General features: G+C 53.4%; 8 protein-coding genes. 2 read left to right on the top strand and 6 right to left on the bottom strand.

Annotation, left to right across the window (positions count from 1 at the left end):
• Positions 1-355: 355 nt before the first annotated feature.
• The 5 genes from AC2FI9_RS22270 to AC2FI9_RS22290 form a co-directional block, all read right to left on the bottom strand.
• The gene (locus tag AC2FI9_RS22270; RefSeq protein WP_496770863.1) at positions 356-1,381 is read right to left on the bottom strand and encodes an adenylate/guanylate cyclase domain-containing protein; all 1,026 of its coding nucleotides are present in this window, start codon (positions 1,379-1,381) and stop codon (positions 356-358) included.
• Complete coding sequence (locus tag AC2FI9_RS22275; protein ID WP_109310482.1) at positions 1,374-1,715, bottom strand: Hpt domain-containing protein; 342 nt, start codon at positions 1,713-1,715, stop codon at positions 1,374-1,376. Before AC2FI9_RS22275 ends, AC2FI9_RS22270 begins: the two co-directional genes overlap by 8 nt.
• A gap of 3 nt (positions 1,716-1,718) precedes the next feature.
• The gene (locus tag AC2FI9_RS22280; RefSeq protein WP_496770867.1) at positions 1,719-9,125 is read right to left on the bottom strand and encodes a GAF domain-containing protein; all 7,407 of its coding nucleotides are present in this window, start codon (positions 9,123-9,125) and stop codon (positions 1,719-1,721) included.
• 586 nt (positions 9,126-9,711) lie between these two features.
• On the bottom strand, positions 9,712-10,995 hold the full coding sequence (locus AC2FI9_RS22285; protein ID WP_496770872.1) for a pyridoxal phosphate-dependent decarboxylase family protein: 1,284 nt from the start codon (positions 10,993-10,995) through the stop codon (positions 9,712-9,714).
• Positions 10,944-11,243: a hypothetical protein gene (locus AC2FI9_RS22290; RefSeq protein WP_496770875.1), complete on the bottom strand. Its 300-nt coding sequence runs from the start codon at positions 11,241-11,243 to the stop codon at positions 10,944-10,946. Before AC2FI9_RS22290 ends, AC2FI9_RS22285 begins: the two co-directional genes overlap by 52 nt.
• Positions 11,244-11,863: 620 nt before the next feature.
• On the opposite strand from AC2FI9_RS22290, the gene AC2FI9_RS22295 reads away from it, so the two are divergent.
• Both AC2FI9_RS22295 and AC2FI9_RS22300 read left to right on the top strand, forming a co-directional pair.
• Positions 11,864-12,847 (top strand): ornithine cyclodeaminase family protein, encoded by a 984-nt coding sequence (locus AC2FI9_RS22295; protein WP_496725702.1) that lies wholly within the window; start codon positions 11,864-11,866, stop codon positions 12,845-12,847.
• A gap of 448 nt (positions 12,848-13,295) precedes the next feature.
• Complete coding sequence (locus tag AC2FI9_RS22300) at positions 13,296-14,189, top strand: helix-turn-helix domain-containing protein (RefSeq protein WP_496770878.1); 894 nt, start codon at positions 13,296-13,298, stop codon at positions 14,187-14,189.
• 294 nt (positions 14,190-14,483) lie between these two features.
• Here AC2FI9_RS22300 and AC2FI9_RS22305 read toward each other — a convergent pair.
• The coding region (locus AC2FI9_RS22305; protein ID WP_496770881.1) for a hypothetical protein at positions 14,484-14,774 on the bottom strand (291 nt) is incomplete at its 5' end.

Genomic DNA, 14,774 nt, shown 5'->3' on the forward strand with positions numbered 1-14,774 from the left:
ATTGGTGAGGCTGATAATATCAGGCCTCGTTTGCCCAAGGAGAGCGACCACCGCGATCACACCATGTCGTTCGCTGCGGTGCAAAGAAAATGCTACACTACTCCAAAGCAGTCATTGAATCGAACAGACTGCTCAAAAGACCCGGATGATAGTGATCTATCAAAGTTCGCTTCATCTGTTCTCCTCGCATCGAATAAAGCCCGATTTTTGTCTGTGGCAATAGGCCCATTGCGGGGCGTAAAAACAATCGACCCGTTTTCGCGAATCCAAATTGAGTGGCTGCGACGGCGGGGAGTTTAGTAGTAAGCGATCTTACAGGAAATGATATCGGAGAAACGATACTCGTGTCGGAAGATCACAAAGCGTGAATGTCCAATGGATCGGAGAAGCCCTTGATTTGGGTCCCGCCAAATGTCTCCTGAATATCAACTCCGTCGAGCAGATCCAGGGTCTCTTGATCAACCAAGATCCTGCTTCCGGTGTTCTGGGTTTCCGCTTCCAATCGGGCTGCGAGATTTACCGCGGAGCCGATACAGGTATAGGTCGCTCGGTTGTCAGTGCCGGCATAGCCCGCGACGACTTCGCCTGTGGCGATACCGATCCCGATCCTGAGACTCCGTTCTCCATCAGCGAGCCGGTCATGATTCAGCATCTCGATCATGCTATGCATTTCATGCCCTGCAGCTACCGCACTTTGCGCAGTATTGTTAAGAGGTTGTGGAACACCGAAGAGAGCCATCAACCCGTCACCCAGCATTAGGCTGACAATGCCACCATTGCTGGTCACCGCCTCGAACATCAAAGTGTAGAAGGTGTTGAGTAGATCAATTGTTGCCTCGGGCGCTAGGTTTTCTGAAAGGGCTGTGAAACCGCGAATGTCGCAAAAAAGAACCGATGCGTTTGCACGTTTGCCACCGATGGCAAACCCAGACTCTTGCAGGTCTTGCGCAACCTCGGTGGTTGCGAAGCGTTCGAGAAGGCGTCTTTGTTCGTCCCGCAGTCGCTTTTTTTCAAGGCAGCTGGAGACGCGGGCGCTGAGAAGCGTCTTGTTCACCGGCTTGGGCAAGTAGTCTTCTGCGCCTAACTCGATGCAGCGCACAATATTGTCGAGCCCTTCGACTGAGGAGGTCACAATCACCGGCAATTCGCGCAGGTCGTGGTCCGCATTGATTGCCTCCAGAACCTGAAACCCGTCCATTTCCGGCATTTCGATATCGAGTAGAAGCAGGTCATAAGACTGACTCGACAACATCTCCATCGCGACGAGGCCGTTTTCCGCGACAGAGGCTTTGTGCCCCAACAATTCAACATTGCGAGACAGGAGTAGCCGATTGACTTTGTTGTCATCAACGATGAGGAGATGGCCGGGTGTATCAGTCATTGTTCAGGGTCCGCAGGGCCGCAGCAGCTTTGGCGAAAGCGGCCTCCAGAGCTTTCGCATCTGTAAGGTCGCCAGTCGCTGGTATGTCCCCGAGCTCGATTTTTCTGGCCAACTCGGCCAGTGCAGTCGCACCAAAGGTGTTTGCATTCGACTTAATGGAATGAGCCGCGCGGCGATATCCATCAGCGTCAGACGCGTCGGCAGCCGCTTTCAATTCGGCGATCATGCCAGGGGCTTCGTCGAGGAAGGTGTTCACAAGCTCGGCGGCAAATTCGTCGCCTGTCGCGTCCTTGAGTTCAGCGAAGATATCAAGATCAATTGGACCGTTTGTCATGGATTACTTGCTTTTCCTAGGAACATTCAAAAGGGCTTCGATAAGAATAGGCAGGCGGATCGGTTTGGCGATGTAGTCGTCCATCCCGGCATCTAAACACATCTCGCGGTCGCCTTGCATGGCGTTAGCGGTCATGGCGACTATACGCGGTCGGTCTTCTCCGGGAAAATCTTGGTTTATGCAGCGTGAGGCTTCGAGCCCATCCATTTCGGGCATCTGCACGTCCATCAATACGACATCGTATGCTTGCCGGTTCACGCTTTCGACCGCCTCAGCGCCGTTGCTGGCCAGATCAGCGCGATAGCCCATCTGTTCAAGCAGGCGAAGCGCAAGTTTCTGGTTCACCAAATTATCCTCAGCCAGCAGAATACGCAGAGGGTGGCGTTTGGCCATCTGTGGATCAGTCTGGGGTTTGTCTGCGGGTTTGGTCGCTTTCACGGGAGTATCTTCGGTTGAAAACAACGTGACCAGAGTATCGAAAAGATGCGACTGACGCAGCGGCTTGGTGAGGTTGGCAGCAAAGAGACCGTCTTCGAGGTCAATGTCGCGCGGACCAAGAGAACTAAAGAGGATCAGCGGCAAGTCCGGATGCTTGGCCCGAATTTTCCGGGCAAGTTCCTCACCATCCATTTCTGGCATGTGCATGTCGAGAATTGCCAGATCGAACTTTTGAGCCTTCTCGAGTGTGGCCAGCGCATCGGACGGGGTTTCGCAGGTAGTGGTTTTAGTGCCCCATTTCTCGGTCTGGAGCGACAAGATTTTACGGTTGGTGGCGTTGTCATCCACCATAAGGATGCGTTTGCCTTCAAGCTCGGACTGAATGCCTACCAGATCACGCGACGATGATTTGACAGGTTTGGAAGGTTTGGTCTGGATCGTAAACATAAAGGTCGAACCGTGCCCCTCGCCGTCACTTCGTGCCCACATGGTGCCGCCCATGAGTTCCGCAAGACGTTTGGAAATCGCCAGGCCGAGTCCGGTGCCGCCATATTTACGGGTTGTTGAGCTGTCTGCCTGACTGAAGGACTGGAACAGACGGCTCATACCTTTTTCGCTCAGGCCAATACCAGTGTCGCGGACTGTGAAAGTCAGCTCAAGCGATCCGCGTTTCTTGGTGGTTTGTTCAACAGATAGAACCACTTCCCCGCTTTCGGTAAACTTCACGGCGTTGGAAAGAAGGTTCAGCAGGATCTGCCGCAACCGGGTCAGGTCGGCACTGATCGCAAGGGGCAGAGCGTCGTCAAATTCATAGGCCAGATCAAGCTTCTTTTCGGCAGCCTTGCCGCTGATCAGATCTAGCGCGCTTTCGATACATTCACGCAGGTCAAACGGATGGTTCTCGATGTCCATCTGCCCGGCTTCGATTTTCGAAAAATCGAGAATTTCGTTGATGATGCCAAGCAGCGCGTCGCCACTGTCGCGGATCGTGTTGGCATAATCGCTTTGTTCGGCGTCCAACTTGGTATCCATCAGGAGCCCACTCATCCCGATAACGGCATTCATCGGTGTACGGATTTCGTGGGACATGGTGGCGAGGAACGCGCTCTTCGCTTCGTTAGCAGACTCGGCCACCTCACGGGCCTTTTCGGCCTCGCGGAAAAGGCGCACGTTCTCAATGGCAATAACAGACTGATCCGCAAAAGACTCAGCCATAGCAATATCGTCGTCCGAAAACGGTATTTTTGATTTCCTGATGAAATAGAGTCCGCCCAAACACTTGTCTCCGCGCATCAACGGTATGCCAAGAAAAGCTTCAAATCCGTTTTCTTCGTGAAGCTTCTTGGCCAACCGCGGTAAGCCCTGTGACGTCAAATCGTGTACATGCATGGTTTTCCCGGACAGTAACACGGACGACAGAAAATTATCCTTCGGGTCCAACGGGTGTCGGGTTTGTCCGAAATCACGTAATAGGCCTTTTGGCGTCGCCAAAGCCACTTGCCACCAGAAACTGTCATCTGACAAAGCGGCGCCTGCCATGTCGCATGAAACAAGCCGTGTCGCGGAATTTACAATCGCCTCAAAAACAGGTGTGGTATCTGAAGGCGATTGGCTGATCACCCGCAGTACATCAGCACTGGCAGTCTGTCGCGCTAAGGAAGCCTGAGTTTCATTGAACAGACGCACGTTTTCCAGCGCGATGATAGCCTGATCCGCGAAAGATTCGGCAATGGCTACTTCGTCATCACTGAAAGCCTTCGACGTTCTCCGAATAAAGACGAGAGTGCCGAAACAGTCTTTCCCTCGCATCAAGGGTACCATCAAGAACGACTTGAATCCTTGTCGCTCAACGATTTCCGTGTCCCGCGGAGATAGTTCATCAAAGCGCGTTTCATCCAATTGCAGCGTCTTGCCGCTCTGGATGACGCGGGATGGCAGGTTGTCGTCGGGATCAATTGGCAGGCGCTCAGTCCAAGTGATTTCCTCTAAACCATCCGGAGTTGCGGCCGCCACTTGCCAGTATTCAGTTTTGTTAGCCTGCATGGCAATCGACAAGTCGCAATCGATGAGAGCTGTCGCCAGTCCGACAATCTTCTCAAAAACCGGTTTGGTATCTGTCGGGGATTCCGAGATCACTCTGAGAACATCCGCACTTGCCGTTTGGCGAGAGAGTGCGACTTGCGTATCGTTGAACAATTTAGAGTTTTGAATCGCTATGATCGCCTGCGAGGCAAAAGTCTCCATCTGCTTGATTTGCTTGTCCTCAAAGGCGGCTTTATTTCGGCTGCCCATACTGATGACACCAATCGTGTCACCGTCGCGTATCAAAGGTACAGAGAGAACCGACCTGTATCCTTGCAAGTTGGACCTAAGGACCGGATCATAGTTAGGGTCCGCTTGAGTATCCTCAACGTAGTCGGCGCGCCCATATAAAAGCGCCCGGGCGGTCGCCGACGTTTCGCCCGGTTCAAATGGATGCGACTCGAGGAATTTGGCAAAACTCTCTGTGAGATTGTGCCCGGCAAAGAAATGGAATTTTCCGTCCTCGGGTTTCTTTAGCGCCACAAAAGCATCCTGTAGGCGGCAGATGCGCGACGAAACCGCTACCAACGCTTCCAAAACCGGCTCTAAAGCGTCAGGGGAACGGGAAATAACCTCGAGCACTTCGGATGTCGCCTTCTGATACCCCAGTGCCTCTTCAACTTCTGCAGTGCGGGCCTGCACTTCTTTGAACAGTCGCGTATTGTTGATGGCGATCACGGCCTGAGACGCGAAGGTTTCCAGCAGGCTGACTTGTTTGTCGCTAAACGCAGCTGCCTGCCGATGCGCCATAACAATAACGCCAACGGTTACGCCATTGCTGACCAAAGGGACACCAAGAGTAGTAAGATAGTCCCCGATCTCAGCCGCTTTTTTCCATGTGTAAGTCGGATCTCTACGGGTGTCTTTTATATAGACCGTCTTGCCTTGCAGAGCCGTGCGCCCGATGCAAGACCCCTCTTCTGGCGCGATAGGGTTGTCGGACAGGAATTTGAGAAAAGCATCACTCACATTGTGGGACATGGCCACGCGGTATAGGCCATCGTCAGCATCCTTCATTGCAAAGAACGCGTATTCCGGTGAACAGATACGCGACGAGACCTCCAGGATCGCGTCCAAAACCGGTGGAAGATCGTTCGGTGAGCGCGAGATGACGTCGAGCACTTCGGACGTCGCCGTCTGATACTTCAGCGCCTCCTCGACTTCAGCAGTGCGTTCCTGAGTTTCCCGGAATAGCCGTGCGTTTTCGATGGCGATGCTGGCTTGATTGGCAAAACCCTGAACGAGCTCGACGCTGTTTTGTTGCGGCGGTCCGGCCTCGGCCCAACCGACAATTATGACGCCCCAAATCCGCGCCTCTGCCCGGATCGGTACGGCCATCAAGCGCCGATACCCAGCCTTTCGGGCAAGCTCTGGACTGAAATACTCGGGCCCCCGCGCATCCGCTAGATGCTGGACTTCGCCGCTTTCAACGACCAATGGAGCCAGATGACCCTTGGAAGCTTCCAAGGGATAATCCGAAGTCAGTGCCTTCAAAGTAGTCTGCGGAAACCCGTATTGTGCGCAGAAATGATAGAGATTGCCGTCAAAGCGTTCGAGGACGCAGAACTGCGCTCCACAAAGTTCAGCGGATTTTTGCACGACAAGGTCAAACACAGGCTGGATGTCGGAAGAAGCTTCGTTGATCAGTTGCAAGATTTCAGCACTGGAACGTTCGCGCACCAATGCGTCTTCAACTTCGGTCGTACGCGCCCGTACTTCCTCGAAGAGTTGAGTGTTATTGATGGCAATCAACGCTTGCGAGGCGAACGTCTCCAACAGAGATATCTGTTTTGAATCGAATGGTGCGACTTTGTCGTGGCAGAGCACGATCACACCGACCACAACCTTATCCTTGACCAAAGGGACACCCAGAAGCGAGCGATACTTGCCAATACGCGCGGCTTCCTTCCAGGCGTATTCGTCAGCTTCAGTGTCCTCGTAGTAGACTGTTTTGCCGCGTGAAGCTGTTTGGCCAATACCGCTTCCATGACCTGCCGGCACTGGGTGTGCTTTCATGAACTTCATGAAATCACTGTCAAAGTCGAGCATGATGTCAGTATGGTAAAGGTTGTCTTGCGGATTCAGGATCGAGATCGCAGCATATTTTGGCTCGCAGATCCGGCCGGCGACTCTCAGTATCTCTTTCAGCACCGGCTCCAGCTCATTCGGAGATCGCGAAATCACCGACAATACGTCTGACGTGGCAGTTTGATACTCCAGTGCCTGCGTGACTTCTTCCGTACGCTCCTCCAACTCGTGGAAAAGGTTTGCGTTGGTAATCGCGATAACGGCCTGATCTGCAAAAGTTTCCAGCAGTTTGATCTGTTTGGCGGAAAAACCCGAGACTACTGGCGCCCCAAGAGAGATAACGCCTACGACTTCACCGTTTTTAACCAGCGGAAGCCCAAGTAATGACTTGTAATCACCTACACCGCTTTCTTCTAACCAGGTGTAGGTGTCGTCCGCTTCGACATCTTCGACATAGCTTGTGCGTTTCGACAGGATCGCACGCCCGCTTACACCGTTCTCCGCTGGTGAAATCGGGTGAGCTTTGACGTACTCTGCAAAGGCCGTATCCTGTGTTAGCGTCGAGTGCACATGAAAAAGCCCATCGTCCGGGTTGAGCATCGCGACATAGGCATCCTGCAATTCGCAGATGCGCGACGCTTCTTTGAGAATGGCGTCCAGAACGGGCGACAGTTGATTGGGAGATGCTGAGATCACACGCAGAACTTCGGATGTTGAAGTCTGATACTCCAAGGCTTGCGTGACCTCCGCCGTACGGTCTTGCACCTCTCGGAACTGGCGTACGTTATCCATTGCGATCACGGCTTGGGCCGCAAAGGTTTGGACCAGAGCGACATCATCATCCGAAAATGGCGAAACTTCACGGCGATAGAGAACGATCACCCCAAGACCGGTGTCGTCTTTCATCAACGGCACCGCAAGGACCGAGCGAGCACCTTCAATCTCAACCATCTGAACCCGTTTTGGGTCACGGTCCCGGTAGTATAGTGGATCATCGGCGATATCGTCTTGGCGGATAACCTGACCATCGATCATTGGTCTGATCGCAACCAGTTCAGTGCGCGTTAATGGCTCTACGAAATCTTTGAGCGCTTCATCAAAATCAGTTCTCGCACCGATATTGGCTGGAATCGTTGCGTGCCCTTGTTCGTGGTCAGCGACACACAAGAAGGCCAGCGGTGCTTTGCACAAACGGCTTGCGTTCTCGAGAATGCTATAAAAGACCGGTTTGTCGTCATCGCGGCTGCGGCTGATGACTTCGAGTATTTCACGCGACGCTTCTTCCCGTTCAAGTCGTTCCTGAACTTCACGAAACTGGCGCGTGTTTTCGATGGCAATGACTGCATGTTTGGCGAATTCTTCAATCAACTGCACGTCAGGGTCAGCAAATGGCCGCACCTCCCGGCGGCTAACTGCGATGGCTCCGATGGCCTGATCTCCTTGCATCAGGGGGACTGTAACGCGTGACCGAATGCCTTCGATCTCAACCATCATGGCAGCTGTAGGATGGCCCGAGCGATAAAAATCCGTGTCGGTCAAATCATCGATGCGACCAACCTTACCTGTTCGTATCGCAGTGGCTATTGGAATCGATTCGTCCAACTGCCACTCGTCTCCAACATCAAATTTGGTTCTCTGATGCCCCCAATTCGCCGCCAACCGCCCGTGGGTCCCGGCAGCGTTGATCAAAATAAGGACCGCCTGATCTGCATCACATACCCTGGTGGCCTGCTGAAGCACTGAATCAAAGACGCGCGCATCGTCATCACGGCTTTGGCTAATGACCGTTAGAATTTTCTGTGTTGCCGCCTGACGCTCCAACTGTGTGTGCAGTTCATTCAATTGTCGCGTGTTATCCAAGGCGATCACAGCTTGGGCGGCGAAGCCCTCAACCAGAGAGATCTCGTCGTTTGTAAATGCGCGAACCTCACGTCGGTAAATCCCGATGACGCCCACGGGCGTGCCATCTGCCGACATTAGTGGGACCGTCAGAAATGACCGGACACCTTCTTCGTCTACAAGTTGACGGCGCCATGGGTCGCCTTTGATATACTGGTCAGTCAGGCGCAAATCGACATTGTGAATAACGCGTGCCTCGCGAACGGACTCCGCAATCTGGAGATGTGAGTCCAGTGACCAACGATCTACGCCAACCTCGTAGGTCGCCAACTGATCACCGAAATGGGCCGCATATTCGAGGTGGGTTTCTGCTTCATTCAAAAGGCTTAGTGTGGCGACATCCGTTTCGCAAAGCCGGGCTGTATTTTCCAGGATCGTCTGGAACACCGGCGTCTCATCTTCCCGCGATCGGCTAATTGTCTCGAGAACTTCACGCGTGGCGCCTTCGCGTGCCAGACGGATCTGCAATTCGCGAAATTGGCGAACATTCTCAATGGCGATTACCGCTTGGGCGGCAAAGGTTTCGACGAGCTTGACCTGATCGTCGGTATAGGGCCGGACCTCGTCTCGCGCCAACATCAAGCATCCGATTGCACCGCCATCCACCTTTAGAGGAACAAACAGATTGCTGCGGCACCCATGCTTGTCGACAATCAGCTTGAACCGCTCATCGCCGGACTTGTGGAATTCAGTGTCTCCCATATCCACAACACGTTTGGTCTCGCCGCTGAGGATTGTTTCAGTCACCAGAGAATTGCCCGGCTCCATCGTGTATTTTCCGTCGCGCCAGAGCTGCTGAATGTCAGGGTGCAGGTTAACACTGGCCACGAGCCGCTGAAGTGTGTCGCCTTCCTGTCCAAGAACCAGACCAGCAAAAACAGCGTCGCAAAGGTCTTTGGCAAGCTCAACAATCAGATCGCAAACCGGCTGAACGTCGTCCTTGGTCACAGAGATCGCCTGCATCACCTGAGCGGTGGCTTCAAACCGCGCCTGTTGATCAGCTGCGCTTAACTCCGAACTTGGCGCAGATGATGGCGCGGGACTTATCGAGGTCCCTGATGCCTTTTTGTCGCCCAACTGCGCCCAAACTCCCACGTCAATTCTGACTAACAACTGTCCGGAGTTTAGAGAGCATGTTATAGAAGTCACTGGAATTCTTTACCGATGATGCCCTTTGCATTCATGCACGCGCGAGCACGGCCCACTTAGCTCGGATCATCCGGCTGGTCAGCGCGATGAATCAACAGTGTAGTGCCAAGGCGCTGGATAGACTTGTAGGCCTTACTGTTCTGGCACTCCATATGCGACTCGAAAACGTCAGGACGTTCGATCTCTGAAGCGCTCCACCGAGCGTCATTGCTTAAACCCAGACTTCTGTTGGCGAAAGGCAGCATGTGCTGGACACGCAAGCCCCTGTGAACTCTCTGGGAAGATGCACTGCGAAGTGTACTGCTCGCTTAAAAGGACGGCAGGCATGTTCCCATCTCGGCCATCGAAGCAAAGGAAATGTTGCAAATGTCGGAACGGCCGCTTTCAAGAAGCTGATTAGTTAATCATGGTTCAAGCTCAATGTCCGGTTTGGGCCGGTAGGTCTGGGCCAAAAAACGACGTTTATAAACGCCTTAACAGTTATCAATGAGCGCGTTAGGCGGGCTGTTCCGATAGGATTTCTTCGCGCGATCTGAAGCACATCGCGGAGGAACCGATCTATGTCCTCGCGTTGGGTGCGGTGGTTGTTGAACGCACAGCGAAGCCCATGTTTGCCTTTCACCGTTGTATCCGAAGGCATAGCGAGCCCGCGCTCCTGAATCCGAAGCATGATTTTGGTGTTAAGTGCTTTGGCTGCGTTTTCGTCTGCCGCTAGATGCCGGAAACACACAATGTTGAGCTCGACAGGAGCGACAAGTTCCAGAAGCGGATGCGCCTCTACTTGCGCGGCCATGTAGCGCCCAAAGCCTATGTCTTGCGCAATGAGCCGCCCGAACTTCGTCGTACCCTGTTCCTTGAAAGCCATCCAGATTTTCAACGCGCGAAAGCTGCGGCTAAGATCCAGACCGTAGTCAGCGAGGAACTTCCCGGCAATCATTCCGCGCTCCTGGAGTTGCAGGTAGGGGCCGTGCATCTCGAATGTTCTGAAATGCGCATCGGGGTCCTTGATCAATACAGCGCCAGCGTCAAAGGGAGTGTGCAGCCATTTGTGGGGATCAATGGAAACGGAGCCGGCGCGTTCGATCCCGGCGACCAGATGGGCGTGGTCGGGGGCAAGACGCAATATACCGCCGATGCACCCATCAACGTGGAACCACAGGTCCTCACGCTCACACAGCGTGGCGATCGCGGTCAGATCGTCAATCGCACCGGTGTTTGTCGTTCTAGCCGTTCCAATCACGCAAACAGGTTGCATCCCGTTCGCGCGATCTTGCTTGATTGCCTCTTCCAGCGCATCGAGCCGTATTCTTTGGTAGTCATCGCTCGCGATCTCTACCAGCGCCTTGGCGCCGAGGCCCAGCGTCTCCAACGCCTTCTGGTGGCAACTATGGGCTTGATCGGAGGCGTAAAACCTAATTGGCTTATCCAGCGCGGCAATACCATCCTGGCGAACGTCATATCCGGCGGTGAAATTGCGGATCACGGTATGCGCCACAAGATTTGCCATTGAACCGCTGCAGGTTAGAGTGCCGCTCGCACACTTGGGAAACCCCGCAATTTCCTTTAGCCAATCGACAACTTGCTGTTCGACCTGCGCCGCTCCTGTGTTGCCACCCCCAAGATTGCTGCCCTCTACGGCCGCAAGAAAATCACCCAAAGCGCCGGTGAAGTTGCTGGCACCCATATACCACCCCAGAAACGTGGATGGATATTGCCCATGGGATATGCGCGCACGGTCGCCCGATATTCATCGTAGACCTGCTCCAGAGACGAGGGATGTTCCGGCAAACCAGACTGGAACGTGGTATGGACATCGTCGGTCATGGGTCTCCAAACAGGACGCTCTCGCACCTGTTTCAGATGCTCGATGGCCTCATCGACCATCCTGTGGGCGAGCGCGCGGCTGGCCTCCCAATCGTCCGTCCGGATCAAGAGTTAATCTATTGGATTTCACCATCAACAGCGTCCCTTTTGTATAGAGAAAAAGGGTGTGCGATAAACGTATTCAGTGCAACCGTTCTACGGCCTTGTTGAATCTCCAACAGATGGATATTTCTGTTGGGGCGATGGCGGATCGGAAGGCCTTTGTGTGCGCCTCTTTTTGATTGGCGAAACAGCTTTGTTGTCCGCAGAGCTACCACCCGATCATGGAAGATGCTGCACTTGCGCCTACGTCCACTTCTAGGAACGATGCAATGCAGTGATGGAGGCATCGACGACCGTCGGCTTTGGGCCGTGCTTGAGGTCATCAAAATGGTGGCCAGGGGCTTTGCAGCGCTATCTCTGATGACGGCTTTGGAACCCTGAGCTGCCGTAATCACACTTCGATCTTTTGCAAGTGCGGCACGTCGCGATCCGCGCATTCCGGACGTTTAGAACGAGTTGGCAGGAAGCAGGTGAGCGGAGGAACTCAGACGTTCGGCTGAGTTCATATGTGAGAAAAAATGAAGACGAATTTCGTTTCTGCGCCTTGGGTCGGGCGATTGAAAGTAACCGCTTAATTGCTTCTGCAAAGGTAAACCGATGGCGAGAACAGCGGAAAATAATGTACTTTGTCAGAAAGCCAATTTGCTGATGTGAGGAACGTCGTGACCTCTGAGAACGCGCTAATTTATCTGTCTGACAAGGATCTCGGGGGTTTGGGCATCCAAACTTCTGAAGTTGCCGATGCCATCGAATCCGCCCTAGTAGCCAAAGTAGAAGGAAAGCTTCGCGCTTCTCCGAAAACAGTCATCTTGCCCGGCGACGGGCGCTACGCAATGTCTACCTTAGCAATGGGAGATGATGGTTTCATCGTGACCAAGCAGGTCACAGTGTGTCCGGAAAATCCGGCAAGTGGTCTTCCCGCGATTAACGGTGCAATCATGGTTATGGATGCGCAAACCGGACTACTTCGCGCGGTCTTGGGAGCGAATTGGATTACAGCAGTCAGAACAGCGGCTCTGTCAGTGGTGGCGGCGCGTAGGCTTGCTGACCCTCATGCCGAGACCGTGGCTTTTGTGGGCGCGGGTGTGCAAGCGCACGCCCATCTTGCTGCGTTTTCAGATCTATTTCCCTTGAAACGAATCCGCGTGTTCGGGCGAGGTAAGGAGAATGCCGACAAGCTTTGTCGTTATGCACGAAGCCTGGGACTGGACGCTGAATCATGCACCAGTGCAAAAGGCGCCCTGAATGATGCAGATCTGATAGTGACATCGGTAACTTTGGACTACTCAATCGAACCCTTTTTGGACGGCCGATGGCTGAAACCGACTGCCTTTGCGGCGATAACGGATGTCTGCATTCCGTGGATTCCAGCAGGTATGGCTGCTTTCGAAATGGTAATTGTCGACGACCGGCTACAGGAATTGGAAAGCGACAAGCCGATGTTGCCATATAAGAAAATTGCTGGCGATTTGGCGGAATTGGTCACCGGTAAAGTCGACATTCGCCTGCGCAACAAACCGGCCGCTTTTGCATTCAGAGGGATTTCATTGGGGGATTATGCTGCTTCGGTTCTCGCGGTTCGCCGGGCCTCCGAAATGCCCGTGAAGTGATACCAAAGACATAAATATGCACTTTGAAATAAAAGTTGAAAGGCTCGCTTTGGGCGGTCGTTCTCAGCAATCTGACTTGTACAGCGAATTCACATTTTGAGCCTTTGATCTAGTAGTCAAGATCTCTCATAAACCGGTGGCGACGCATCGGGGAAACAGGCCAATCGCGTTTCATTCGCTTTGAACAGCGGATGTCACGTCTCCGACGACTCCGGGTTTCAGAGGCGGATGCAAACCCAAAAAAAATTGCGTCGAGCGTACCGGGTGACTGACATATGCGACGTGCCATTGCAGGTTCCTTTTGTGTATGTGTCAAGCTTGGCTCGTCTCAGGAAACTCGGCCACGGACGTGATCCGCCTGAACCCGTAAGTCATCCATAAGTCGCTTGGGCAATCACCCAATTTCAGGCAAATTGATAAGCAGCGGCACGACCATTTCGGAGACAACATGACCGCCCCTTCGTCCATCTTCGCCGACAAGCTTCGAAGCCATCGAGCTCGCAACGGTATCGACGGCCGCATGTCACAGGAACAATTGGCTGCTTTGCTGGGATTAAGTGTAGATGCGGTCAGCAAATATGAGCGATCACTGTCGTACATCCGAGGTGACCTGGAGCACCTTTTAGTAGAAAAACTCGGATGGACGCGGGATGAAGTTGTGGCTTGCCGCGAGGATTGGGAAAGCCGTTCGAGTGGAACGCATGCGTCCTACCGGGTTCTTCGCGAACATGAAGTGGCGCTGGAATACGGATCTATCGAGTTTGCCGATGCCGCCGTTCAGGCCTTGGAACTCGAAAGTGCTCATGAGTTTCCCGACGGGTTTTCCGCCTGCGACCCCATCTGGGCGGAGATCTTAAAGGATGGGGCGATGTCCGGCGTATATGTCATGATTGGAGATGAGTTGGCAGCTCATATCTCGCTTATTTTCCTGGATGAAGACTTGGAAACCAAGTTCTGCGAGTGCCGGCTGGTTGAAGCTGAATTTAGTCTGGAATCCCTTCGACGCCCGGTTCTTCCTGGCGACTATTTCGGCTATTGCGCCGGCGTCTACATCGCGCAGGGGCATCAAAATTCTGCGCTTCATCTGCTAAATGGGTTTGTGAAAGTACTCGAAGATCTCGTGATAAGGGAAGTCTATCTAAAAGATCTAGCCGCCATCGCCGCAAGCCCAATAGGGCATCAGCTGTGCAAGGATCAGAGTTTCCAATTCATCGGCCCACACGTTGACGCTACAGGTCTCGAATTCTGGCACCTCGCCGGGGAAAACATACTCTATTCTCTCTTTGCTCGACGCAGCCCTATGCTCAAGAAGGCATATGCTGACCGTTTCGAAAGTACTTAACTACCGTCTGACAATTTATCGTATCGATAAAGTCCAGCTCAACGGTTCAACCCTAGGTGTTTCGTGAAACAGCATTTTGTGAAACGCTACGTTGATGTGGCCAAAAAACCGAATGTCCGGTTCGGGCTGACTTCGTGCGTGGGTCGCCGTGGGCCCAATGTCAGGTTGTTCGCGGTCCAGACTTCGTTTGGCCTTCCTGCTTTGCGCTTGCAGCGAATGTCTCCTTCTGACGGTCCGCACTGCAGCATCGCTAATCCTCGGGCAATGGCAGCAATTGGCCGGAGCATTATTGCATCAGGCATCTGTCATATGCTGGACCAGCGAGGTCAGCTGTCTGTCGCAGTAGCCATCGTCCCAAGCCGTTTTGGTGCGGTCATGCATCAACTGGATGAAATCAGCGGGCGCATTAAGTGAGAGATAGGTCTTCAACGCATCCTCTTGCGCCATCGCGTAAACCTTCAGGGAAGCTTCCGCACTGTCGTAATCCTCAAACGGAACAGTTCTGGCAAAGTGTCCGTCGTCAGGGATTTTGGGACAGATGGCGCTCTGATCTAAGAGAGGATGTGGCTCATCTGGTTGGTTTGA

This window comes from Ruegeria sp. CDSA246, from assembly GCF_059611225.1.

What these genes read in the sequence shown, in the direction of transcription:
- AC2FI9_RS22270 (WP_496770863.1), bottom strand. Translation starts at nt 1,381, where the DNA reads ATGACTGATACACCCGGCCATCTCCTCATCGTTGATGACAACAAAGTC.
- AC2FI9_RS22280 (WP_496770867.1), bottom strand. Translation starts at nt 9,125, where the DNA reads ATGCAGGCGATCTCTGTGACCAAGGACGACGTTCAGCCGGTTTGCGAT.
- AC2FI9_RS22300 (WP_496770878.1), top strand. Translation starts at nt 13,296, where the DNA reads ATGACCGCCCCTTCGTCCATCTTCGCCGACAAGCTTCGAAGCCATCGA.
- AC2FI9_RS22275 (WP_109310482.1), bottom strand. Translation starts at nt 1,715, where the DNA reads ATGACAAACGGTCCAATTGATCTTGATATCTTCGCTGAACTCAAGGAC.
- AC2FI9_RS22285 (WP_496770872.1), bottom strand. Translation starts at nt 10,995, where the DNA reads ATGGGTGCCAGCAACTTCACCGGCGCTTTGGGTGATTTTCTTGCGGCC.